The 22,137-nt window shown below is 64.2% G+C and carries 23 protein-coding genes; 14 read left to right on the top strand and 9 right to left on the bottom strand.

Features of this window, described 5'->3' with window-relative positions:
- Entirely contained in the window at positions 1-1,128 is a 1,128-nt protein-coding gene (locus tag AWB75_RS01665; RefSeq protein WP_061122319.1) for an MlaE family ABC transporter permease, read from the bottom strand.
- A gap of 177 nt (positions 1,129-1,305) precedes the next feature.
- Here AWB75_RS01665 and relB point away from each other — a divergent pair, with 177 nt between their 5' ends.
- The 5 genes from relB to AWB75_RS01640 all read left to right on the top strand — a co-directional run bounded on the left by relB (position 1,306) and on the right by AWB75_RS01640 (position 3,820).
- Positions 1,306-1,497 carry a type II toxin-antitoxin system RelB family antitoxin gene (relB, locus tag AWB75_RS01660; protein WP_061122318.1) on the top strand — a complete coding sequence of 64 codons (192 nt, stop codon included), beginning with the start codon at positions 1,306-1,308 and terminating at the stop codon, positions 1,495-1,497.
- Entirely contained in the window at positions 1,487-1,771 is a 285-nt protein-coding gene (locus tag AWB75_RS01655; protein WP_061122317.1) for a type II toxin-antitoxin system RelE/ParE family toxin, read from the top strand. Before relB ends, AWB75_RS01655 begins: the two co-directional genes overlap by 11 nt.
- A 76-nt stretch (positions 1,772-1,847) precedes the next feature.
- Entirely contained in the window at positions 1,848-2,729 is an 882-nt protein-coding gene (locus AWB75_RS01650; protein ID WP_061122316.1) for a biotin--[acetyl-CoA-carboxylase] ligase, read from the top strand.
- Positions 2,726-3,547, top strand: coding sequence for a type III pantothenate kinase (locus AWB75_RS01645; protein ID WP_061122315.1), 822 nt, complete (start codon positions 2,726-2,728; stop codon positions 3,545-3,547). The genes AWB75_RS01650 and AWB75_RS01645 overlap by 4 nt, the downstream gene beginning before the upstream one ends.
- Before the next feature lie 33 nt (positions 3,548-3,580).
- Positions 3,581-3,820, top strand: coding sequence for a hypothetical protein (locus AWB75_RS01640; RefSeq protein WP_061122314.1), 240 nt, complete (start codon positions 3,581-3,583; stop codon positions 3,818-3,820).
- A gap of 13 nt (positions 3,821-3,833) precedes the next feature.
- Here the strand turns inward: AWB75_RS01640 and rfaE2 are convergent, their stop codons facing one another.
- The 7 genes from rfaE2 to AWB75_RS01605 form a co-directional block, all read right to left on the bottom strand.
- Complete coding sequence (gene rfaE2, locus AWB75_RS01635) at positions 3,834-4,316, bottom strand: D-glycero-beta-D-manno-heptose 1-phosphate adenylyltransferase (protein WP_061122313.1); 483 nt, start codon at positions 4,314-4,316, stop codon at positions 3,834-3,836.
- A 130-nt stretch (positions 4,317-4,446) separates the two neighbouring features.
- Positions 4,447-5,322, bottom strand: coding sequence for a ferritin family protein (locus AWB75_RS01630; RefSeq protein WP_061122312.1), 876 nt, complete (start codon positions 5,320-5,322; stop codon positions 4,447-4,449).
- A gap of 395 nt (positions 5,323-5,717) precedes the next feature.
- Positions 5,718-6,719, bottom strand: coding sequence for a MerR family transcriptional regulator (locus AWB75_RS01625; protein WP_061122311.1), 1,002 nt, complete (start codon positions 6,717-6,719; stop codon positions 5,718-5,720).
- Positions 6,720-6,984: 265 nt separating this feature from the next.
- A complete protein-coding gene (locus AWB75_RS01620) occupies positions 6,985-7,731 on the bottom strand; it encodes a PhaM family polyhydroxyalkanoate granule multifunctional regulatory protein (protein WP_061122310.1) in 747 nt (248 codons plus the stop codon).
- A 40-nt stretch (positions 7,732-7,771) separates the two neighbouring features.
- The gene (locus tag AWB75_RS01615) at positions 7,772-8,599 is read right to left on the bottom strand and encodes an enoyl-CoA hydratase/isomerase family protein (protein WP_061122309.1); all 828 of its coding nucleotides are present in this window, start codon (positions 8,597-8,599) and stop codon (positions 7,772-7,774) included.
- An 18-nt stretch (positions 8,600-8,617) separates the two neighbouring features.
- Positions 8,618-9,751, bottom strand: coding sequence for an ABC transporter substrate-binding protein (locus AWB75_RS01610; protein ID WP_235011937.1), 1,134 nt, complete (start codon positions 9,749-9,751; stop codon positions 8,618-8,620).
- A gap of 132 nt (positions 9,752-9,883) precedes the next feature.
- On the bottom strand, positions 9,884-10,870 hold the full coding sequence (locus tag AWB75_RS01605) for a fumarylacetoacetate hydrolase family protein (protein WP_061122307.1): 987 nt from the start codon (positions 10,868-10,870) through the stop codon (positions 9,884-9,886).
- Positions 10,871-10,971: 101 nt separating this feature from the next.
- On the opposite strand from AWB75_RS01605, the gene AWB75_RS01600 reads away from it, so the two are divergent.
- From AWB75_RS01600 to AWB75_RS01570, 7 genes are all read left to right on the top strand, one after another.
- Positions 10,972-11,784, top strand: coding sequence for an IclR family transcriptional regulator (locus AWB75_RS01600; protein WP_061122306.1), 813 nt, complete (start codon positions 10,972-10,974; stop codon positions 11,782-11,784).
- 94 nt (positions 11,785-11,878) lie between these two features.
- The gene (locus tag AWB75_RS01595; RefSeq protein ID WP_061122305.1) at positions 11,879-13,066 is read left to right on the top strand and encodes a DUF3108 domain-containing protein; all 1,188 of its coding nucleotides are present in this window, start codon (positions 11,879-11,881) and stop codon (positions 13,064-13,066) included.
- Positions 13,067-13,165: 99 nt separating this feature from the next.
- Entirely contained in the window at positions 13,166-13,954 is a 789-nt protein-coding gene (locus AWB75_RS01590; RefSeq protein WP_061122304.1) for an alpha/beta fold hydrolase, read from the top strand.
- Positions 13,955-14,091: 137 nt separating this feature from the next.
- Positions 14,092-14,349: a BTH_I0359 family protein gene (locus tag AWB75_RS01585; RefSeq protein ID WP_035497483.1), complete on the top strand. Its 258-nt coding sequence runs from the start codon at positions 14,092-14,094 to the stop codon at positions 14,347-14,349.
- 207 nt (positions 14,350-14,556) lie between these two features.
- Positions 14,557-15,627: a homocysteine S-methyltransferase family protein gene (locus AWB75_RS01580; protein WP_061122303.1), complete on the top strand. Its 1,071-nt coding sequence runs from the start codon at positions 14,557-14,559 to the stop codon at positions 15,625-15,627.
- A gap of 21 nt (positions 15,628-15,648) precedes the next feature.
- Positions 15,649-18,366: a methionine synthase gene (gene metH / locus AWB75_RS01575; RefSeq protein WP_061122302.1), complete on the top strand. Its 2,718-nt coding sequence runs from the start codon at positions 15,649-15,651 to the stop codon at positions 18,364-18,366.
- A 175-nt stretch (positions 18,367-18,541) separates the two neighbouring features.
- Positions 18,542-18,739, top strand: coding sequence for a hypothetical protein (locus tag AWB75_RS01570; protein ID WP_087086444.1), 198 nt, complete (start codon positions 18,542-18,544; stop codon positions 18,737-18,739).
- An 83-nt stretch (positions 18,740-18,822) separates the two neighbouring features.
- Here the strand turns inward: AWB75_RS01570 and AWB75_RS01565 are convergent, their stop codons facing one another.
- Positions 18,823-19,149: a DUF1840 domain-containing protein gene (locus tag AWB75_RS01565; RefSeq protein WP_061122447.1), complete on the bottom strand. Its 327-nt coding sequence runs from the start codon at positions 19,147-19,149 to the stop codon at positions 18,823-18,825.
- 279 nt (positions 19,150-19,428) lie between these two features.
- Here AWB75_RS01565 and argS point away from each other — a divergent pair, with 279 nt between their 5' ends.
- Positions 19,429-21,213: an arginine--tRNA ligase gene (gene argS / locus AWB75_RS01560; protein WP_061122446.1), complete on the top strand. Its 1,785-nt coding sequence runs from the start codon at positions 19,429-19,431 to the stop codon at positions 21,211-21,213.
- Positions 21,214-21,342: 129 nt separating this feature from the next.
- On the top strand, positions 21,343-22,107 hold the full coding sequence (locus AWB75_RS01555) for an SPOR domain-containing protein (protein WP_061122300.1): 765 nt from the start codon (positions 21,343-21,345) through the stop codon (positions 22,105-22,107).
- Positions 22,108-22,137: the final 30 nt, after the last annotated feature.

Below are 22,137 nucleotides of genomic sequence, written 5' to 3'. Positions count from 1 at the left end.
TCATAGCCCCGAGTTTTGAAACAGGATCGCGAACACTGCGTCCGCGAGAATCACGATGGTGATCGACGTCACGACCGAAGTCGTCGTGCCCTCGCCGAGACTCTGCGAATTTGCCTTGATACGGAAACCGAAATGACAGGCGGCGAGCGCGATCAGCATGCCGAACACGACGCCCTTGCCGAGCCCGATCCACAGATTCGCGATCGGCACGACGGACGGCAGCGAACGGATGAAGAAATTGATGTCGATGGACAGCACGAGCTTCGCGGCGAGCGCGCCGCCCGAGAGCGCGATGATGTTGGTCCACATGACGAGCAGCGGCATCGCGATGCCGAGCGCGATCACGCGCGGCAGCACGAGCCGCAAGCTGTGGGGAATGCCCATGACCTGCATCGCGTCGAGTTCTTCGGTGACGCGCATCACGCCGATCTGCGCGGTGATCGCCGAACCCGAACGCCCTGCGACCAGAATTGCGGAGAGCACGGGCCCGAGCTCGCGAATCACCGAGAGCCCGAGAATATTGACGATGTATTGATTCGCGCCGAACACGCGCAACTGCTGCGCGGACAGGTAGCTGAGCACGATGCCGATCAGGAACGCGACGAGCGCGGTGATCGCGAGCGCCTGCGCGCCGGCGCTGTAGATATTGGCGGAGATTTCCGTCCACGGTATGCGTTGTGGACGCCGGACAAGCCCGATGAGATCGAGGATGAACGCGCCGAACATCGCGAGGCCGTCATAGAGATGGTCGAAGAACGCGAAGATCAGCGACCCGAGCCTCGTGACCGGATCGACGCGATCGACGGGTTCGGGCTCTTCGCGCTCGGCATCGAGCAGCGCGACGCGCTCGAAGATTTCGCGCTGCGTGTCGGACAACGCGATGGTCGCGGGCATCCTGCGGCCCCAGACGCGCCAGAGCGCCTGTCCGCCGACGTGATCGAGCCGCTCGACGGACAGCAGATCCCACTGACCGATCGCCTCCCGCCCGATGGCGCGCAGCCGCCGCGTCACGCCGCTTTTCGCGCGGTCGCGGGCGAGCGCCAGCGCGGTCCACTGGCCTGAGAGCCGGACCACCTTGCCCTGCTGACCGGCTTCCACTCTTAGGCGCGGCGGGGTGTCGAAGTCCAAGGAGCGATGGCGCGATGAGACGCGGTTAAAGGGGAGAGGACATTGTAGCGAAGTGCGTTGCGGGGAGCGGGGATGGTGCTCTGAGGACGGTAGGGCAGCGCAAGATCGGAATTTCCGGGTTGCATCGCCGTCAAGTCGCTGCGCTATCATGGTTTCAACAACTCTGGTGCAACTGCAATGGATAAACGACTCGATCCGCTCATTTCCGAGTTTGATACGCTCGAAGAAGCCGAACAATACAACGCCTGGTTCCGCGCCGAGGTCGAAGCTTCACTCGCAGATCCGGCTCCGTCCATACCGCACGATCAGGTGTTCGCGGAAATGGATGCGCTAGTGGCGGCAAAACGAAAGGCACGGAATGCTCGTTGATTGGCGGCCGCGCGCACGAAGGCAACTCAGCGAAATCTACGAATACATCGAAGAGCGTGACCCGCAAGCAGCGGAAAATATACTTTCGCTAGTCAGGGAAGCGGTGAGGGCATTGGCGGACGTTCCGTACATCTATCGCCGCGGCCGAGTGTCGAACACCAGGGAGATGGTCGTTCACCCGAACTACTTGGTGGTATATCGCGTGACGGACCGTGTCACGGTACTCGACGTGCTGCATGCACGGAGGCGATATCCGAGCGACAAGGGCTATTGAAGCGAAGTTTTCACGGGCGTAGCGCCACCACCGCTCACGCGCAAAGAACACCCATCGCGCCGCTACAATACCCGCCATGAACTCCACTCCCTTCGCCCCCGACGCGCCCTGGCGCATCGACCGCTCCCGGCTCGCGGCACTCGCCGAGCGGCCTGCTCGCGACTGGACCATCGACATCGTCGATGGAACCGGGTCGACCAACGCGGACCTGATGGAGCAATTGCGCGCGTCGCGGCGCGACGGCACGCCCGTGGTCCGCATCGCGTATTCGCAAACCGCCGGACGGGGCCGGCGCGGCCGTGCGTGGCTCGCCGAGCCGGGCAACGCGCTGCTGATGTCGGTCGGATGCGTGCTGAAGCGGCCGATCGAAGGGCTGTCGGGACTGAGTCTCGCCATCGGCACGGCGGTGCTCGATGCGCTCGCGCGCCTCCCGCTCTCGCCGTCCGCGCGTCCGGCGTTGAAGTGGCCGAATGACGTCCTGCTTGACGACGGCAAGCTCGCCGGCATTCTGATCGAAACCGCGTGGAACACGCCGGACGCGACGGCGGTCGTGATCGGCATCGGCATGAATCTGCACGGCGCGGAGCAACTCGCCGCACAGGTCGACGACGCGAACCGTCTCTCCGCGTCACCCGCGCAAGGGGCCACGCCCGCCACGCTCGCGCGCGCGTGGCCCGACGCCAATCTCACCGATACCCTCGCCGCGCTTCTCAACGCGCTCGACGCCGCACTGCCGCGTTTCGAGGCCGAAGGCTTCAGGCCTTTCCGCCAACGCTGGATCGACGCGCACGCCTGGGCAGGCCGCGAAGTGGCGCTCATCGATCAGGGCATGGAAGTGACGCGCGGAATCGCATCGGGTGTCGACGACAGCGGCCAGTTGCTGATCGACGCGCCCGAAGGCCCGCGCGCCGTCGCGACCGGCGAACTGACGCTGCGCCTCGCGAAGGAACGTCCGTGACAGCGTCGGGAAATGCGGCGCGGTATCTGCTCATCGACGCGGGCAACAGCCGCATCAAATGGTCGCTCGTCGATGAAGACGGCGCGCCGCTCGCGAACGGCGCCTTCGAGCACGCCCATCATTCGACCATCGCCGACGACACCGCGCTCGACGCCTGGGGCGCGCTGCCCGAGCCGGCAAGCGCGTGGATCTCGAACGTCGCGGGCATGCCGGTGCACAACCGCATCCAGCGTCTGATCGACGCCCGCTGGCCGACGCTGACGCGCACCGTCGTACGCGCGCGTGCCGCGCAGTGTGGCGTGATCAACAACTACGCCGATCCGACGCGCCTCGGCAGTGATCGCTGGGCCGGCATGATCGCCGCGCGCGCTGCGTATCCGGGCGAGCATCTGCTCGTCGCGACCTTCGGCACCGCGACCACGCTCGAAGCGCTGCGCGCCGACGGTGTGTTCACCGGCGGCCTGATCGCGCCCGGATGGTCGCTGATGATGGAATCGCTTGGCAGCCACACCGCGCAACTGCCAACGCTCGACCCCGCATCCGCGCGTGAAGCGTTGAACCAGACGCGCAGTCACTTCGCGATCGACACGGCTGCGGCCCTTTCGGCCGGGTGCCTGCTTGCGCAGGCGAGCCTGATCGAACGCGCGTGGCGCGACCTGAAAGCGGACTGGCAAGCGGAGGTCCGTCTCGTGCTCGGCGGCGGCGCGGCCAATGAAATCGCGGGCGCGCTCGACGTGCCCCATACTCGACACGATTCTCTCGTGCTGTCCGGCCTCGCGCTCATCGCGCGCGACGCGACAGCGCGCCATTCACCCTGATTCACTCATTTGATTGACGGACGGAGCCCAGGAATGCTGCGCTGGCTGATCGCCCTCTTAATTCTCGCCAACCTGCTGATGTTCATCGTCATGCGCGGCATGTTCGGACCGCTGCCCGCCGCGGGCGCGCGCGAGCCGCATCATCTGTTGCAGCAGGTGCATCCGGAAGCGCTCGCGACGCGTCCGCTCGGCCCCGATGAAGCCTTCGAACAGCCACGCGTCGGGGGACCGGCGCCGGCCGCGAACGTGCAATCCACGCCGATCGGACAATGATCCGGCGCGCGAATCAGGACTGCTCGCGGACCTTCTTGAGTAGCGCCGTCGTCGATCGATCGTGCTCGAACGGGATGGCGAGCGCCTTGCCGCCCCAGCCGCGCACGAGCGCGGATTCGGCCAGCTTGTCCATGTCGTAGTCGCCGCCCTTCACAAGCACGTCGGGGTGTAGCGCGTCGATCAGTTGCAGCGGCGTCGGTTCTTCGAACTTCACGACCCAGTCGACGCTCTCGAGCGACGCGAGCAGCGCCATGCGATCGTCTTCGCGATTGATCGGGCGATCGTCGCCCTTGCCGAGCATACGCACGGACGCATCGCTGTTCACGCCGACGATCAGCGTCGCGCCGAGCGCCTTTGCATCGGCGAGATAGGTGACGTGCCCGCGATGAAGAATGTCGAAAACACCGTTGGTAAAAACGACGGGGCCGAGCAACGCGGGACGGTGCGCGGCGAGCGCTTCGCGCGTGGTGATCTTGCGTTCGAAAATGGCGGGCATGGCGACGCTCGTTGCGATGTGCTGAAAGCGCGCATTGTGCCACGGCGCTTTCCTTCGAAAGTGTCGAAGAAAGCGAAACGGCCCGCCGGTTCAAACCCGGCGGGCCGTTAGTCCGTGATGCCCGAACGCGTCAAGCCGGCTGTTCGGCCGCTCCGCCCGGCGCGGATTGCAGACGCTGCGTCACTTCCTTGCGATAGCGGTTCAATTCCTGCGCGGTCGCGAACGAACGCTCGAAAAGAATCGACAGGTTATGCAGGATGCGTTCGACGACCTTTTTCTCCCAACTGTCGTCGAAGCGGATCTGATCGTCCAACCAGCGCTCGAGCCACTCCGGATCGGGCAGGCGCGACTGCACGGTATCGCGCGGGAAAAGCGCCTGATTGACGTGCAGATTGGTCGGATGCAGCGGCTTCTCGGTGCGGCGCGCCGACGCCATCAGCACGCCGATCTTCGCGAACGCCGCGCGCGCGGTGTCGCCCGCATTGGCGAGCGCCTTCTTCATATAGCGCAGATACGCGCCGCCGTGACGGGCTTCGTCGCGCGAAATGGTTTCGTAGATGTGCTTGATGACCGGCTCCGTGTGCCACTCGGCGGCACGGCGATACCAGTGGTTCAGGCGAATTTCGCCGCAGAAGTGAAGCATTAGCGTTTCGAGCGGCGGCGCCGGATCGAACTCGAAGCGCACCGCGTGCAGTTCTTCTTCCGTCGGCACCATGTCGGGCTTGAAGCGGCGCAGGTACTCCATCAGCACGAGCGAATGCTTCTGCTCCTCGAAGAACCACACGCTCATGAAAGCGGAGAAATCGCTGTCATGGTGGTTGTCACGCAGAAACATCTCGGTTGCGGGAAGAGCGGACCATTCGGTAATCGCGTTCATCTTGATGGTCCTGGCCTGCTCATCGGTGAGCAAGGACGCATCGAACTTGTCCCAGGGAATGTCCTTCTCCATGTCCCAGCGGACGGATTCCAGCGATTTATAAAGTTCCGGATAAAGCATGGTGTTCATTGTCCACCCCTGATGCCACTTATGCGACGTTATATCTATTTGACCTTCGGCTCACGCGTGCGGGAATACCTTGCATGCGAGCAACCAAGCTTTCAATTTTACGCGGGATTCGGTCGGCCAAAGGCGAATTGCGACAACGAGGGCTCGAATTTGGCGCCGCGGCAACGCGTCGCGTCCCGCGAAAACACTGCACTTCCTGTGCAAATGTTGCCTGTTGTGCGTCTTGTTCTACCGTGGGTGAGAAGCCAAACCCGTGCCTGAGGTATGTTCAAGTGGCGCCCGAGCCTGCCGCCGGACGGCGCCGGCCGCGCAGTATGGCGTGTTCGCGTGACAGTGATGCGATGCGCACCACTACGAACTTCCGCGCCGAAACCCGCCGTAGCGAGCGTTTTCGATCATAGCACGGCGGATTGACGCCATTCCGCGACGGTTTCATCGATCGGGGCCAACCCTGCGACGTGAACCACGCCTTCGTTCCACTTGCGGCGCAGCGCCGGACTGCTGCCGCCGACCCAGATGCGCACGTGCGACGGGAGCAGATTGCGCAGGTCGGTCAACCCGTTCGCAATCGCCTGCGCCGGCAACACCGCCGTGAACGACAGTGCGACGATGTCGATGTTATGCGCCGACACCGCTTCGACGATATCGTGCAGCGGCGTTTGCAGCCCCAACTGGATGCACTCGCATTCGGAGAGCGTGAACATGGCCTCGGCCATCAGAATGCCGAGGCCGTGGCCTTCGCCGGAAAGCGTCGTGAGCAGCACGCGCGGACGCCCGCCGCGGCCGCGCAATGCGTCACCGAGCGGACGCATCAGCGTGCGCATCGTGGACTGGATTGCCTCGCTGAACAGATGTTCGTGGTAGACCTGCAAGCTGCCCGCCGCCCAGGCATTCCCGACGCGCGCAGCCAGCGGCGCCGCGACGTCGAGCACGAAGCGCTCAAGGCCGTCGCGCGTGGCGCGCTTCAGCACCCAGAAGCGAAACTCTTCGTATGCGCCCTTGCGCAGCAGCGAAATCAGATGATCGAGCTCGGCGTCGGGCGCATCCTGTCCGACGCCGGAGCTCTCGGCCAGATGCTGCAGCGTATCGACCGGCTGCGCGAGCACCTTGCTCGGGCGATGGCCCGCGTCGAGCAGACGCTTGACGAGCCGCAGCTTCGTCACCTGTTCCTGCGGATATAGCCGCTCGCCGCCGGGCGAGCGCATCGGCTGCGGAAAGCCGTAGCGACGCTCCCAGACACGCAACGTGTCCTTCGTCAGACCAATTTCCTGAGCAATCGCCCCGATGCCGATTCCCGTGACGCCTGATGCCGCAACCCCACGTGGCGCGGGGTCCGACGCGTCGGGGTCATCGGCGGACGGTTCGACGTCAAAGTCTTGTTGTGATGAGTTTGTCATGGACAGATCTATCCCGATATACCCGTCAATGCTGGCGCACGCTACGTGCCCGCCCGGACTATGGACAAGCTCATTGCACCGTCGACGTTTCATCATAGACAGAATGGAAACGTGCATCGGTGCTGAGATTCGTTTCAGCGGTGGCAAATAAGCGGAGACGACGCGGTTCGACGGCGCGGTGCGCATCGAAGGAATTGGCAGGCTCGGCGAGACGTTACGCGCCGCCGAGCGCAGGATTCAGGACGGAAAATCCAGAGGCGGTGAATCAGACGGCTTTCTTGCGCGGCGCTGACTTGCGGGCAGGCGCCTTCTTTGCCGCCGCAGCCTCGGTCTTGTCTTCGCCACCGTTCTCCGGTTGTTCGGGGGCGTTGCCGGGAGCGCCAGACGGTTGATCCTCCGTCGCGCCGAGCGGGCCGGTCATGCCGGGTTGCAGCATCGCAAGATGAGCAAGCTGATTGAACTGCGATTGCAATACGTTCCACCAGCCGGCCGGATCGAAACCAGGCGGCGGCGCGGACGGTTTGTCCGATGCTTCGTCGCTTTCCGTGGACGCCGCGGCGCTCGCTTCCTCCTTGGGCGCTTCCTGCTTCGCGGTGCCGCCCATCGGCCATCCCGTGGACGCGCCCTTCGTCTTGTCGGTCGCCGCCTGATGCGCGCTTTCCACCGACGTCTGTGCGTACGCGCCGAACGCGCGCAGCGTCGCGAGCGTCGCGCGCTGCACTTCGAGCGCCTGAATTGCCGATTGCAGCATGTTGAGATTGAGCTTGAGCCACTGTTCGACAGCGCGCATGTCGGTCACGCGCTTGTCGAGCTCTTCGATGTTCGTGAGCGGAGCGAGCATGTCGGACATCATCGTGAGGGAGGGACCCACGCCCTGCCCGCCCCCCGGCATCGCGGCGGCGAACGGATTCAGGCGCATCAGTTCCCACATCTTGCCCATCATGTCGGCCTGGCCGAATCCGGAAAAACCGGGAATCGTGTAGGGCGGCGTGCCGCCAGCGTTATCGGTCATTCGATTCTCCTTGTTTTCTTGCGTATGAGATCGGCGTCGCCTAGAACGGCGCACCGCCCGGGAAATCCGGCGCGCGCCGTTCGCGCAACGAGCGCACGCCCTCGTGCACATCCGGGCCCGCGAAACCCATGAATTCCAGCGCGAGCGACGTATCGAAGGTCGGCCCCGCCGAGCGCAGCCAGTTGTTGAGCGCGTACTTGGTCCAGCGGATCGCGGTCTGCGAGCCTTGCGCCAGGCGATTCGCCACTTCGATCGCCTTGGGCATCAGCTCGCTCTCGTCGACGGCGAGCGACACCAGCCCGATGCGCTCAGCTTCCTCGCCGCTCACCGGCTCGCACAGCAGCAGATAGTACTTGGCCTTCGCCATGCCGCACAGCAGCGGCCAGACGATCGCCGCGTGATCGCCCGCCGCGACGCCTAGGCGCGTATGTCCGTCGATGATGCGCGCCGACTTCGACGCGATCGAGATATCGGCCAGCAAACCCGCGACCAGCCCCGCGCCGACGGCCGGGCCGTGCATTGCGGAGACGATCGGCTTGCCGCAGTTGATCACGTTATAGACGAGATCGCGCGCCTCGCGCCACACGCGCGCACGCACGTCGAAGTCGGTCGCCATCTCCTCGACGAGCGCGAGATCGCCGCCCGCCGAGAAGCCCTTGCCTTCGCCGCGGATCAGCGCGACGCGCGTCTCGGGGTCGCGGTCGATGTCGCGCCAGATGTCCGCGAGCTCGCGATGCATGTTGGCGTCGGCGGTGGACAGGCCGCTTTTGTTCGCGCCCGCGCCCGGCATCACCACTTCGAGCACGCCGTGCGGATGGCGGCGCAACGCCAGCGACTTGTAGCCCGCATACAGGGAGAGATCGCTCATGATCTTGTCGATGAAGGATTAGCGCGGCTGGTAGATCCATTTGCCGTCGCGGATCTCGACCATCACGCGCGCGCGCTGATCGAGGCCGATGTGATCGTTGGGCGTCATGTTGACCTGCCCGTTGGTGTCGGCGAAATTCTTCGTGCCTTCGAGCGCATCGCGCAACGCGCTGCGAAACGCAGGCGTGCCGGGCGCGCCCGCCTTCGTTGCGATCGGCACCGCGCGGTTGAGCAGCATGCCCGCGTCCCAGGCATACGAGCCGAACGCCGACACCGTGCCCGCGCCCTGCTTCGCCTCGTACAGTTTGATGTATTCGAGCGCGAGGCGCTTGGCCGGATGATCGTCGGGCAACTGCGCGGCGACGAGCACCGGGCTCGCGGGCAGGAACGTGCCGTTGCAATCCGCGCCGCACACGCGCAGGAAGTCGCGATTGCCGACGCCGTGATTGTGATAGACCTTGCCCTTGTAGCCGCGCTGCGCGAGCGTTTTCGGCGGCAAGGCGGCGGGCGTGCCGGCCGCGCCGACCACGACCGCGTCCGGCTTCGCCGCGAGAATCTTGAGGATCTGCCCGGTCACGCTCGGATCGGTGCGGTTGAAGCGTTCGTTGGCCACCACTTCGATCTTGTGCAGTCGCGCGAACTTCGCGACTTCGGCGTAGAACGTCTCGCCGAGCGCGTCCGCCTGACCGATGTACGCGAGCGTCTTCACGCCGTGATTGCTCGCGTGCTCTGCGATGGCGGAAGCCATCATCGCGTCGGTTTGCGGCGTCTTGAAGACCCAGCGGCGCTTGTCGTCCACCGGCTCGATGATCTTCGACGACGACGCGAGCGAGATCATCGGCGTCTGGCCTTGCGCTACGACATCGATCATCGCGAGCGAGTTCGGCGTGATCGACGAGCCGATGATCGCATCGACCTGATCCTCGCTGATGAGCTTCTTCGTGGTCTGCACGGCTTGCGTGGTGTCGGACGCGTCGTCGAGCACGATATAGTCGACCGGCTTGCCGCCCATTTCCTTCGGCAGGAGCGCGACGGTATCACGCGCGGGAATGCCGAGCGACGCGGCCGGGCCCGTGAGCGACAGCACGAGGCCGATCTTCACGTGTTGCGCCTGCTGCGCGAACGCCGCTGTCGTCGCGGCGAGCGTGAACATCGCGCTCGCCAGAATTTTCCACTTGCCTGCCGCCATCGACGTCTCCTTTTTTTGATCGTTCTATTGCTGCACGCAAGCAGCCCGGCAAAGTGTAAGGCGTGGCTTGCGCACACCGCATCGGGCGAAACCCGTTCAGTGCTCCGGCTGCACGACCGCCTGATCGATCGCGCTGAAGATCGACTTGCCGTCTTCGTCGAACATTTCGATCTTCACGCTGTCGCCGAACTTCATGAATTCCGTCTGCGGCGCGCCATGCTCGATGGTTTCCAGACACCGCTTCTCGGCGATGCAGCAGTAGCCGCGCTTCGCGTCCTTGTTGGAGATCGTGCCCGAACCGACGATCGCGCCCGCGCGCAGATTGCGCGTCTTCGCCGCGTGTGCGATCAGTTGGCCGAAGTGGAACACCATGTCGGTGCCGCAATCCGGCTGACCGACCTTCTTGCCGTTCCAGTGCACGACCATCGGACGATGCACGCGGCCTTCGCGCCACGCGTCGCCGAGTTCGTCGGGCGTGACGGCGACGGGCGAGAACGCTGTGGCGGGCTTGCTCTGGAAGAAGCCGAAGCCCTTCGCGAGCTCGGCGGGAATGAGATTGCGCAGCGAGACGTCGTTCACGAGCATCAGCAGGCGCACGCTTCGCAGCGCCTCGTCGGGCATCGCGGCCATGTGGACATCGGAGGTGATCGCCGCGACTTCCGCCTCGAAGTCGATGCCATACGACTCCGTCGCACAGACGATGTCATCGGTCGGACCGATGAAGTCATCGCTGCCGCCCTGATACATCAGCGGGTCGGTCCAGAATTCGGGCGGCATTTCCGCTTTGCGCGCCTTTCGCACGAGCTCGACGTGATTCACGTACGCCGATCCGTCCGCCCACTGGAAGGCGCGCGGCAGCGGCGCCATGCAGGACTTCGGATCGAACGAAAACGTGTTGCGCGCGCGCCCGAGACTCAGCGCTTCGTAGACTTCCATGAGCTGCGGCGCGTAGAAGGTCCAGTCGTCGAGCGCGCGTTGCAGCGTCGATACGATTCCATCGGCGATGGCCGCCGTGCGCAGATCGCGCGATACGACGATCAGTTGGCCGTCGCGCGTGCCGTCCTTCAAGGTAGCGAGTTTCATGGAGCGAGTGTCGGTGACGTGGGATGACGTTAAGGGAAATCTATTTTACGATGGTGAATCCCTCGCCGGCACCCGGCCGGACGGCATAGGCCTTTTTGCACATGCAATCCACTTCCCTGTCAGACGACGAAGACATCAATGACGCCGCCGAAGAGAAAACGCGCTCCGGCATTCAATCGATCGAAGTCGGCTTCCGGCTGCTCGACGTGCTCACCAGCGAGCCGCGCGCGATGATGCTGCGCGATCTCGCGCAGCGCGCGGGCATGAGCCCGGCGAAGGCGCATCGCTACCTCGTGAGTTTTTTGCGGCTCGGCGTCGCGTCGCAGGACCCGGTGTCGGGGCGTTACGAGCTCGGCGGCTTCGCGTTGCAGATGGGCTTGGCGCGGCTCGCCCGCGTCGATGGCGTGCGGCTCGCGCGCATCGCGCTGGCGGAATTGCGCGACCGGCTGGATCAGACGGTCGGCATCGCGGTGTGGGGCAATCAGGGGCCGACCGTCGTGCACTGGATGGAGTCGAGCCATCCGGCGAAGGCATCGCTCAAGCTGGGCGACGTCATGCCGCTGCTCACGTCCGCGACGGGTCTGCTGTTCGCCGCTTATCTCCCGCGCAGCAAGACGCAGGCGATGCTCGACCGCGAACTCGCCGCCACGAAGCAGTCGATGGCCGATGTCGAACTCGTTCTCGCGGATGTGCGCAAGCACGGCGCGGCGCGCGTCGAAGGCATGTTGCTGCCAACGATCCACGCCTTCTGCACGCCCGTATTCGATTCGACCGGCGAGCTCGCGCTCGGCCTCATCGCGTTGGGGCACGAAGGCACGTTCGACACGCGCTGGGGCGGCGAAATCGATTCCGCATTACGCGAATGCGCGCGCGGGCTGTCGTATGAACTGGGTTACAAAGCGGGCGAGCACTGATTCGAGGGCGAGGAACATCGCTTGGATCGCGCGTGTCTTACGCCTTTCGCCCGACCCGCGTCCTGTCCGCCCTACGCGCTTTTCACTCTGCACGATGCCACTGTTTCAATTCCGCCGTCCTCACCCCGCGTCGGGCGAGCCGCCCGATTCCGCCGCCGATTCCGCCTCGCCACGACGCTGGGTGCGCTGGGCGCTGGCCGCGCTGATCGTCGCGGGCCTGCACTGGAGCGCGATGCGGTGGATCGAGCACAATCGGCAGCCGACGAACGCGCCGCCTGAAGCGCCGCCCGTGCAGGTGGAATTGCTGACGCCGAAGCCGATCGCGCCGCCCGCGCCGCCGCCGCCCGCACCTGCGCCCGCCACGCCGAAACCCGCCGCTGCCCCGCACACGCCGCCGAAGGCCGTCGCGCCCGCTCCCGCGCCGGTTCTGAGCGCGACGACGCCGCAACCCGAAGCGCCCGCCGCAGCTCCAGGCGTCGCGGCGTCCGCGCCACCCACGCCAGCCGCAGCGCCAGCGCCAACGCCCGCAGCCTCATCCGGCGACAAATTCAGCGTCCCGCCCAGCGGCGAGCTACGTTACGACACGCTCGTCAACGGCATGATGAACCAGACCGGCACGATCCACTGGATCAATGACGGCCAGCGCTACGAGATGGTCGTCTCGATTCCACTGCCTTTCGTCGGTCCATATGTGTATTCCAGCAAAGGTCATCTCGACGGATTCGGCATCGCGCCGGAACAATATTCCGAACAGCGCGGCCGCCGCGCCGCCGATGTCGCGATTTTCAATCGCGAAACGAAGCAGATCGTCTATACCAAGACACCGCAGAACCAGCCGCTCGCGGACGGCGCGCAGGACCGCTTCAGCGTCGTGATGCAACTGGCCAGCCTCGTGCGCGGCGCGCCGGACAAATACACGCCGGGCGTGACGCGCCAGTTCAGCGTCGCGGATAACGACAGCAACGAAATCTGGCCGATCGAAACCGTCGGCGATGAAAACGTGCAAGCGCGCGGCGGCTTCACGACGGCGCGCCACTTCACGCGTCTGCCGCGCAAGGAAGGCGACCGTCGCAAGCTGGACATCTGGCTCGCGCCTTCGATCGGCTGGCTGCCCGTGCGGATTCTGCAAACCGAGCCGAACGGCATGCAAATCGAACTGCTCTGGGCGGGCACGCTCACGCAGCCCACCGCGCGGCAGCCAGACACCGCGTCAGGCACGCAAGGTGCGTCTGACGAATCCGCGCTCGCCGCGCCTGAGACGCCTCAGGCGGACAACCCGTAACGCCGCCGTCACACTTCGTGACACCGGGCACGACGAAAGCGCGCATTCAACGCAGTCATCGGAAACAGCATCGCAAACCGCATTTTTCACGGAGCCGATATGCAGTTGACGATCAATCGCATCGACACACGCTATGTTCTCGACAACGAAGGCGGCGGCCCTTGGCTCGTCTTCATCCATCAACTGGCCGGCGATCTGTCCGTATGGGATCAGATGGCCGGTTACTTCCGCAACGCATTCACGGTGCTGCGCTACGACCTGCGCGGCCACGGCGAGACGACCGCCTCGCCCGACGACTTCACGATCGACGACCTCGCCGACGATCTCGCCCAGGTGCTGGACCAACTCGGCGCGCCTTCGGCGCATGTGGTCGGATTGTCGATCGGCGGCATGGTCGCGCAGAAGCTCGCGATCAATCATCCGGACAAGGTGGAAACGCTGACGGTCGTCGGCGCGCCGGCCTTCATCCCCGAGGACGCGCGCCCAACCTTCGCGCAGAGGGCGGCATTCGTGCGCGAAAACGGGACTGCGAGTATCGTGGAAGCGACGCTCGAACGCTGGCTCACGCCCGAATTCCGCAAGGCGCATCCCGAAGTGGTCGAGCAGATCGGAGAGTCGATCGCGCGCACGCCCGCCGAAGGATTTGCGCGCGCCGCGGAGGCAGTGAGCCGTTTCGATGCGCGTGACAAGCTCGCCTCTGTGAACAAACGCACGCTGGTCGTCGCGGGCCAGCACGATGTTGGCACGCCGCATGCTGCCTCCAAGGTCGTTGCAGACACGATTCCGGGCGCGCGATTCGAATTACTCAACGCGGCGCACCTGTCACCCGTGGAGGAATCGCAGCGCTTTTCGGCGTTGCTGGGAGATTTTTTACGTGGAACGGCCTGATTGTTCCTGTTTTTGCTGCAGAAGAAAGCCTCGGTACAACCGGCATCACATCGAGGCCACCCCTTGAATTCCAACCCAATCGCTCCAATTACGATTCAGGATTGCCACGGAGCAAACAAGGAATAAGGAGTGTCGCCATGCAAATGATCTACAACAGCCCCAACTATTGCGTCGTCGAGTTTCCGCCGCAGGACAACCATCTCGCCATGAAGGCGGGCGGCTACGAGATCGTCGACAAGAACACGCAGCGGGAGATCTTCATCGACGGCGCGCTCGCGGCGAAGTTCCGTGAGCATGTCCAGCAACTGATCTCGGAAGAGCCTTCGCTCGAGGATGTCGATGAATTCCTCGGCCAGTTCGATATCTTGATGAACCAGCCCGTCGTGCTTCACTGATTTGCGCTGCGCGGGCGGCCTGCCGCCGTCTCGCGCCCGCCGCCGCACGGACCTGCGGCTCAGGCGACACTCGCCACTTCCGAAGACCCCGCCCCGGCAACGGCGGGGTTTTTTTCGCCCGCCGCTCCCACGGCGCGCGGCAGCGACCGCTTCGCGCTGCGGCTACAATGTCAGGCTATTTCACATTTGGTGCAGGCCTCGTCCGTCATGACCCAGAACGCCATTCCCGAAGCATCTCCGGCATCCGCGCGCGCGTACACGCGCGGGGCCGCGCTGCCCGCGCTGCTGCAAAAGCGCATCCTGATTCTCGACGGCGCGATGGGCACCATGATCCAGCGCTACAAGCTCGACGAAGCCGCCTATCGCGGCGAGCGCTTCAAGGACTACGGCCGCGACATCAAGGGCAACAACGAACTGCTGTCGATCACCCAGCCGCAGGTCATCCGCGAGATTCACGAGCAATATCTCGCGGCGGGCGCGGACATCATCGAGACGAACACGTTCGGCGCGACGCGCGTCGCGCAAGCGGATTACGGCATGGAAGCACTCGCGGCCGAGATGAACATCGAGTCGTCGAAGCTCGCGCGCGAAGCGTGCAACAAGTATTCGACGCCGGATAAGCCGCGCTTCGTCGCGGGCGCGATCGGACCGACGCCCAAGACCGCGAGCATTTCGCCGGACGTGAACGATCCGGGCGCGCGCAACGTCACGTTCGATGAACTGCGCGACACGTACTACGAACAGGCGAAGGCGCTGCTCGACGCGGGCTGCGATCTGTTCCTCGTCGAAACGATCTTCGACACGCTGAACGCGAAGGCCGCGCTGTTCGCGCTGGACCAGCTTTTCGACGATACCGGCGAGCTCGTGCCGATCATGATCTCGGGCACCGTGACCGATGCATCGGGCCGCATTCTGTCGGGTCAAACGGTCGAGGCGTTCTGGAACTCGCTGCGTCACGCGAAGCCGCTCACCTTCGGCCTGAACTGCGCGCTCGGCGCGGCGCTGATGCGGCCTTACATCGCGGAGCTCGCGAAGCTGTGCGATACGTACGTGTCCTGCTATCCGAACGCCGGCCTGCCGAACCCGATGAGCGATACCGGCTTCGATGAAACGCCCGACGTAACGTCGGGATTGCTGAAGGAATTCGCGACGGCGGGTCTCGTGAACATTGCGGGCGGCTGCTGCGGCACGACGCCGGAACACATCGCGGAGATCGCGAAGGCGCTGGCCGAGGTGAAACCGCGCGCCTTTCCTTCGCAATATCGCGACGCCGCCTGACATCGAAACGAGATACACGATATGACCGACCACACGATGCGTCTCTCCGGCCTCGAGCCGTTCAACGTCACCGACGGCTCGCTTTTCATCAACGTCGGCGAGCGCACGAACGTGACCGGCTCGAAGGCGTTCGCGCGCATGATCCTGAACGGCCAGTTCGATGAAGCGCTCGCCGTCGCGCGCCAGCAGGTCGAGAACGGCGCGCAGGTCATCGACATTAACATGGACGAAGCCATGCTCGATTCGAAAGCCGCGATGGTGCGCTTTCTGAATCTGATCGCATCGGAACCGGATATCGCGCGCGTGCCGATCATGATCGACTCGTCGAAGTGGGAGGTGATCGAAGCGGGCCTGAAGTGCGTGCAGGGCAAGGCGATCGTCAACTCGATCTCGCTGAAGGAAGGCGAAGAAGCATTCAAGCATCACGCGAAGCTGATCCGCCGGTACGGCGCCGCATCGGTCGTGATGGCGTTCGACGAGCAAGGCCAGGCCGACACATTCGAGCGCAAGACGCAGATCTGCAAGCGCTCCTACGACATTCTCGTGAACGAAGTCGGCTTCGAGCCGGAAGACATCATCTTCGATCCGAACATCTTCGCGATCGCGACAGGCATCGAAGAGCACAACAACTATGCGGTCGATTTCATCAACGCGACGCGCTGGATCAAGAAGAATCTGCCGCACGCGAAGGTGAGCGGCGGCGTGTCGAACGTGTCGTTCTCGTTCCGCGGCAACGATCCGGTGCGCGAGGCGATTCACACCGTGTTCCTGTACCACGCAATTCAGGCGGGCATGGACATGGGCATCGTGAACGCCGGCCAGCTCGGCGTGTACGCCGATCTCGACGCCGATCTGCGCGACATGGTCGAAGACGTCGTGCTGAACCGCCGCGAGGACTCCACCGACCGTCTGCTCGAAAGCGCCGACAAGTTCAAGACCGGCGCCGCGAAGAAGGAAGAGAACCTCGAATGGCGCAATCAGCCGGTCGAGCAGCGTCTGTCGCATGCGCTCGTGCATGGCATCACGAACTTCATCGTCGAAGATACGGAAGAAGTGCGGCAGAAGATCGACGCGGCCGGCGGGCGTCCGATCAACGTGATCGAAGGCCCGCTGATGGACGGCATGAACATCGTCGGCGACCTGTTCGGCGCGGGCAAGATGTTCCTGCCGCAAGTCGTGAAATCGGCGCGCGTGATGAAGCAGGCGGTCGCGCATCTGATTCCGTTTATCGAAGAAGAGAAAAAGCGTCTCGCCGATGCAGGCGCGGACGTGCGTCCGAAGGGCAAGATCGTCATCGCGACCGTGAAGGGCGACGTGCACGACATCGGCAAGAACATCGTCTCGGTCGTGCTTCAGTGCAACAACTTCGAAGTGGTCAACATGGGCGTGATGGTGCCCTGCGCGACCATCCTGCAGAAAGCGAAGGAAGAAGGCGCGGACATCATCGGCCTGTCGGGTCTCATCACGCCGAGTCTCGAAGAAATGGCATACGTCGCATCGGAAATGCAGCGCGACGACTATTTCCGCGGCAAGCAGACGCCGCTGCTGATCGGCGGCGCGACGACATCGCGCGTGCATACCGCCGTGAAGATCGCGCCCAACTACGAAGGTCCCGTCGTGTACGTGCCGGACGCGTCGCGTTCGGTTTCGGTGGCGTCGAGCCTGTTGTCGGACGAAGGGGCCGCGAAATATCTCGACGAACTGAAGAGCGACTACGACCGCATCCGCACGCAGCACGCCAACAAGAAAGCGCTGCCGATGGTCACCTACGAAGAGGCGCGCGCCAACCGGACGAAGATCGACTGGAAGGCGTACACGCCGAAAAAGCCGAGTTTCATCGGGCGGCGCGTGTTCAAGAACTACGATCTCGCGGAACTGGCGAACTACATCGACTGGGGCCCGTTCTTCCAGACGTGGGATCTCGCAGGCCCCTATCCCGCGATACTCAACGACGAGATCGTCGGCGAATCGGCGCGGCGCGTCTTCTCCGATGGCAAGTCGATGCTCTCGCGCCTGATTCAGGGCCGCTGGCTGACGGCCAACGGCGTCATCGCGCTGCTGCCCGCGAACACGGTGAACGACGACGACATCGAAATCTATACGGACGAATCACGCTCGCAGGTCGCGATGACATGGCGCAATCTGCGTCAGCAGGGCGTGCGTCCGGTCGTCGATGGCGTCATGCGCCCGAACCGCTCGCTCGCCGATTTCATCGCGCCGAAGGACTCGGGCGTGAAGGACTACATCGGCCTCTTCGCGGTGACGGCAGGCCTGGGCGTCGACAAAAAGGAACGGCAGTTCGAGGCCGATCACGACGACTACAGCGCGATCATGCTGAAGGCGCTCGCCGATCGTTTCGCGGAAGCCTTCGCAGAAGCGCTGCATGCACGCGTGCGCCGCGAATTGTGGGGCTACGCGGCGAACGAGACACTCGACAACGACGCGCTGATCGCGGAAAAGTACGTCGGCGTGCGGCCCGCGCCGGGCTATCCGGCGTGCCCGGATCACCTCGTCAAGCGCGATATGTTCGAAGTGCTTCAGGCGGAGGAAATCGGCATGAGCGTGACCGAATCGCTCGCCATGCTGCCGGCCGCGAGCGTCTCGGGCTTCTATCTCGCGCATCCCGACAGCACGTATTTCTCGGTCGGCAAAATCGGCGACGATCAACTGGCGAGCTATGCCGAACGCATGGCAATGTCCACGTCGGACGCCGAACGCGCGCTCGCGCCGCAGCGTTGAGCGATGCGGCGCTACTAGGGCTTTCGCGAGAACGTTGGAGAAAAACATACGCGGCGCGTGATGCCGAAGAAAAGCGCCACGCAATAGGCGGGAATTTTTTGATTTCCGTAGACTTGCTGCTGCGATGCGCCGTCACGACGACGGACACGCATTTTTCGTCACGGAGATAAGTCGCATGAAGAAGCTGACGCCCGCCGTAAGCGTTGCGATCGCAGCCGCCGTTCTTGCCGCAAGCCCGGCGGCGATCGCGCAGCCGGCCAGCAGCACGACCGCGTCGTCGTACTCGGTGCCGCAGACCGAGCACAAGAAAAAACCGAAGAAGCCGAAGAAAGCGGCCACGCCGAAGTCCGAGACGAACGGTCAATCGCAGTAAGCCGGTTTCATCGGAGAAAAAACCCGCGTCGTCGCCGATGCGGGTTTTTTCGTTCATGGCCGTGCCTGACAGCGCAGCGAATTTCAGACGCCCCAGAGAATGTCCGTGTTGTCTTTCTGCGCGAGGCGCAGCATGTCGAGGAACGGATACGCGCGTTGCGCGAGCCCGATGGGAATCTCGTGCGGCTCGTGGCCTGCCTCGCCTTCGTGAAAATGGCCGTCGTGCTCGGCGCGCTCTTTCTTGTCGGTGACGACGGCCGCTTCGAGTTTCTGGATGGCCGAAGGCAGTTCATCGTGCGTGATGACGCCCCGCTCCGTGAGCTGCTTGCCGATGATGCCGAGCAGGTACTCCGCGAGATTCTCCAGCATCATGACATCCGGTGCGGCCGAGGTCTTGAATATGATCAGCATGGCATGGTCCTTTTGCTTATGTTGGGTCATAGGCGGTTTACGAACGAAACGCGCAGACTAGCCGGTCTCCCTGACAACGTGACAACACCCTGATTCGACATATTAGCACCTGCTAAAATCCCCACTTTGTAGGTATAAAACCGGGCTAAACGGTTATCTGTCCGCGAAGCCTCGCAGACATGGCGAGTGGCGTTCTTTCGCGTCTTTGAGTTCTGGGCGCGCGCCAATTTCAGCCAATCGCCATACCCATCGGACTCGCTCCACTGGATCACTTTCAGCATGCTGCCCGCACATAAACACACTCTCGAAACGCTCCTCACCGACGCGGTCAAGCAGGTCGCGCAAGCCACGCAGGGCGCCAGCGAAGCGGCCTTCGTCTCGCCCGCGATCGTCCTCGAACGACCGAAGGTCGCGGCGCACGGCGACGTGGCATCGAATGTCGCGATGCAGCTCGCCAAGCCGCTGCGCGCGAATCCGCGCCAGCTCGCGCAACAGATCGTCGATGCGGTGCTCGGCCTGCCGGCTGCGAAGGGTCTCGTCGAGAGCGCGGAAGTCGCGGGTCCCGGCTTTATCAACTTGCGTCTTGCCGCGTCGGCGAAGCAAGACGTGATCCCGGCGGTGCTGGGCGAAGGCGCCGCGTTCGGCCGCTCGACGCGCGACGCGGGCAGGCACGTGCTCGTCGAATTCGTGTCGGCGAATCCGACCGGCCCGCTGCACGTCGGTCACGGCCGTCAGGCGGCGCTCGGCGACGCGCTCTCGAACCTGCTCGAAACGCAGGGCTACGACGTGCATCGCGAGTTCTACTACAACGACGCGGGCGTGCAGATCGGCAATCTCGCAACATCGACGCAACTGCGCGCGCGCGGCCTCAAGCCGGGCGACGAAGAATGGCCGGAAGCCGCGTACAACGGCGAGTACATCGCCGACATCGCGCGTGACTACATGGCGGGCGAGACCGTCGCGGCGAAAGACGGCGAGCCGGTGAAGGGCAAGGGCGACGTCGACGATCTCGAAGCCATCCGTCATTTCGCCGTGACGTACCTGCGCCACGAACAGGACATGGACCTGACCGCGTTCGGCGTGAAGTTCGACCAGTTCTATCTGGAGTCGTCGCTGTACAACGAGGGGCGCGTCGAGAAGACGGTCGCGGCGCTCGTCGATGCCGGCAAGACCTACGAGCAGGACGGCGCGCTGTGGCTGCGCACCACCGACGACGGCGACGACAAGGACCGCGTCATGAAGAAGTCCGACGGCACGTATACGTACTTCGTGCCGGACGTCGCGTATCACGTGACGAAGTGGGAGCGCGGCTACACGAAGGTCATCAACATTCAGGGCTCGGACCATCACGGCACGATCGCGCGCGTGCGTGCGGGTCTGCAAGGGCTTGGCATCGGCATTCCGAAGGGCTATCCCGACTACGTGCTGCACAAGATGGTGACCGTCATGCGCGACGGCCAGGAAGTGAAGATTTCCAAGCGCGCGGGCAGCTACGTCACGGTGCGCGATCTGATCGAATGGTCGGGCGGCCTCACGCCGGGCCACGAAACCGCGCCCGATCAGATCGACGAAGAGACCATCCGCCGCGGCCGCGACGCGGTGCGCTTCTTCCTCATCTCGCGCAAGGCCGACACCGAGTTCGTGTTCGACATCGATCTCGCGCTGAAGCAGAACGACGAGAACCCGGTCTACTACGTGCAGTACGCGCACGCGCGCATCTGCACGATCCTGAACGACTGGAAGGAACGCTATGCGGGCGACGTCTCGAAGGCGGCGCAGGCCGACCTGTCGCCCTTGTCGAGCGACCGCGCGATGGCGCTGCTGAACAAGCTCGCCGAGTTCCCCGAGATGCTCGCGCACGCCGCGGAAGAACTCGCGCCGCACGCGGTCGCGTTCTATCTGCGCGATCTCGCTGGCGAATTTCACTCGTTCTACAATGCGGAGCGCGTGCTCGTGGACGAAGAGAAAGAGCGCACTGCCCGCATCGCGCTGCTCGCGGCCACACGCCAGGTCCTCGAAAACGGTCTTGCGACCATCGGCGTATCCGCTCCTCAAAAAATGTAAACCCCTGCCGCGCACGCACGGAAATAGGAATTTTCGGCGTGCGCGGACAGATGCCTGGCGCGGGCTTGTCTTGAGCCGCCGCTATAATCGTCGCCCAACCAGAAGACTTTCTCGCAGGTGATTCATACGATGGCAACACCACGCCGCACATCGAAGCAGTCGAAGCAAACCGGGGGAACGTTTATCGGCATCGTGCTGGGCCTGATCGTCGGCCTCGCGATCGCCGTGATCGTCGCGCTCTACATCACGCGCGCGCCAACGCCATTCGTGGCGAAGGTCGCGCCGCCGCCGTCCGAAGCCAACTCCGCGCCGTCCGCCGCGCAGCCCTACGATCCGAATCGTCCGCTGCAGGGCAAGACGCCGGGCCAGGCGGTGCCGCAAGCCGCGCAGCCCACGCCGCCCAACACCGCGCCGGGCCAGACCAACAATCAGACGCAGTCGTCGGGCATGCTCGACGAGCCGCAGATCGTCGAAGTGCCGCCCTCTGCCGGCACCGCTTCCGCGCCGAAATCTGGCAGCACAACGGCCGCGAAGAAGCCCGAAACCACGCCGAACGCACCGAACGCGACGAGCAACGCGAACGCCACGCCTCCGAAGGGCGGCTCCGCGCCGGCGGCGACAGCCAAGACCACGCCGCCCGCGCCCGGCGAGCCCAACACAGGCTACTTCCTGCAAGTGGGCGCGTACAAGACGCAGGCGGACGCCGAACAGCAGCGCGCGCGCCTCGGCTTCCAGGGCTTCGAGTCGCGGGTCACGCAACGCGATGCGGGCGGCGTGACGTACTATCGCGTGCGTATCGGCCCGTTCGCGAAGTTCGAGGACATGAACACCGCGCGCCAGCGCCTGTCCGATGCGGGTGTCGATACGGCCGTCATCCGTTTCTCGAAGCAATAAGGTCAACGCGCCTCGCGCTTTCCTCACGGC

This window comes from Caballeronia catudaia, assembly GCF_001544755.2.
GTDB classification, from domain to species: domain Bacteria; phylum Pseudomonadota; class Gammaproteobacteria; order Burkholderiales; family Burkholderiaceae; genus Caballeronia; species Caballeronia catudaia.
The sequence above is the reverse complement of the archived record's forward strand: the minus strand, read 5'-3'. Positions and strand labels throughout refer to the sequence as shown.

What these genes read in the sequence shown, in the direction of transcription:
- relB (WP_061122318.1), top strand. Translation starts at nt 1,306, where the DNA reads ATGGATAAACGACTCGATCCGCTCATTTCCGAGTTTGATACGCTCGAA.
- AWB75_RS01655 (WP_061122317.1), top strand. Translation starts at nt 1,487, where the DNA reads ATGCTCGTTGATTGGCGGCCGCGCGCACGAAGGCAACTCAGCGAAATC.
- AWB75_RS01650 (WP_061122316.1), top strand. Translation starts at nt 1,848, where the DNA reads ATGAACTCCACTCCCTTCGCCCCCGACGCGCCCTGGCGCATCGACCGC.
- AWB75_RS01640 (WP_061122314.1), top strand. Translation starts at nt 3,581, where the DNA reads ATGCTGCGCTGGCTGATCGCCCTCTTAATTCTCGCCAACCTGCTGATG.
- rfaE2 (WP_061122313.1), bottom strand. Translation starts at nt 4,316, where the DNA reads ATGCCCGCCATTTTCGAACGCAAGATCACCACGCGCGAAGCGCTCGCC.
- AWB75_RS01630 (WP_061122312.1), bottom strand. Translation starts at nt 5,322, where the DNA reads ATGAACACCATGCTTTATCCGGAACTTTATAAATCGCTGGAATCCGTC.
- AWB75_RS01625 (WP_061122311.1), bottom strand. Translation starts at nt 6,719, where the DNA reads ATGACAAACTCATCACAACAAGACTTTGACGTCGAACCGTCCGCCGAT.
- AWB75_RS01620 (WP_061122310.1), bottom strand. Translation starts at nt 7,731, where the DNA reads ATGACCGATAACGCTGGCGGCACGCCGCCCTACACGATTCCCGGTTTT.
- AWB75_RS01615 (WP_061122309.1), bottom strand. Translation starts at nt 8,599, where the DNA reads ATGAGCGATCTCTCCCTGTATGCGGGCTACAAGTCGCTGGCGTTGCGC.
- AWB75_RS01610 (WP_235011937.1), bottom strand. Translation starts at nt 9,751, where the DNA reads ATGTTCACGCTCGCCGCGACGACAGCGGCGTTCGCGCAGCAGGCGCAA.
- AWB75_RS01605 (WP_061122307.1), bottom strand. Translation starts at nt 10,870, where the DNA reads ATGAAACTCGCTACCTTGAAGGACGGCACGCGCGACGGCCAACTGATC.
- AWB75_RS01600 (WP_061122306.1), top strand. Translation starts at nt 10,972, where the DNA reads ATGCAATCCACTTCCCTGTCAGACGACGAAGACATCAATGACGCCGCC.
- AWB75_RS01595 (WP_061122305.1), top strand. Translation starts at nt 11,879, where the DNA reads ATGCCACTGTTTCAATTCCGCCGTCCTCACCCCGCGTCGGGCGAGCCG.
- AWB75_RS01590 (WP_061122304.1), top strand. Translation starts at nt 13,166, where the DNA reads ATGCAGTTGACGATCAATCGCATCGACACACGCTATGTTCTCGACAAC.
- AWB75_RS01585 (WP_035497483.1), top strand. Translation starts at nt 14,092, where the DNA reads ATGCAAATGATCTACAACAGCCCCAACTATTGCGTCGTCGAGTTTCCG.
- AWB75_RS01580 (WP_061122303.1), top strand. Translation starts at nt 14,557, where the DNA reads ATGACCCAGAACGCCATTCCCGAAGCATCTCCGGCATCCGCGCGCGCG.
- metH (WP_061122302.1), top strand. Translation starts at nt 15,649, where the DNA reads ATGACCGACCACACGATGCGTCTCTCCGGCCTCGAGCCGTTCAACGTC.
- AWB75_RS01570 (WP_087086444.1), top strand. Translation starts at nt 18,542, where the DNA reads ATGAAGAAGCTGACGCCCGCCGTAAGCGTTGCGATCGCAGCCGCCGTT.
- AWB75_RS01565 (WP_061122447.1), bottom strand. Translation starts at nt 19,149, where the DNA reads ATGCTGATCATATTCAAGACCTCGGCCGCACCGGATGTCATGATGCTG.
- argS (WP_061122446.1), top strand. Translation starts at nt 19,429, where the DNA reads ATGCTGCCCGCACATAAACACACTCTCGAAACGCTCCTCACCGACGCG.
- AWB75_RS01555 (WP_061122300.1), top strand. Translation starts at nt 21,343, where the DNA reads ATGGCAACACCACGCCGCACATCGAAGCAGTCGAAGCAAACCGGGGGA.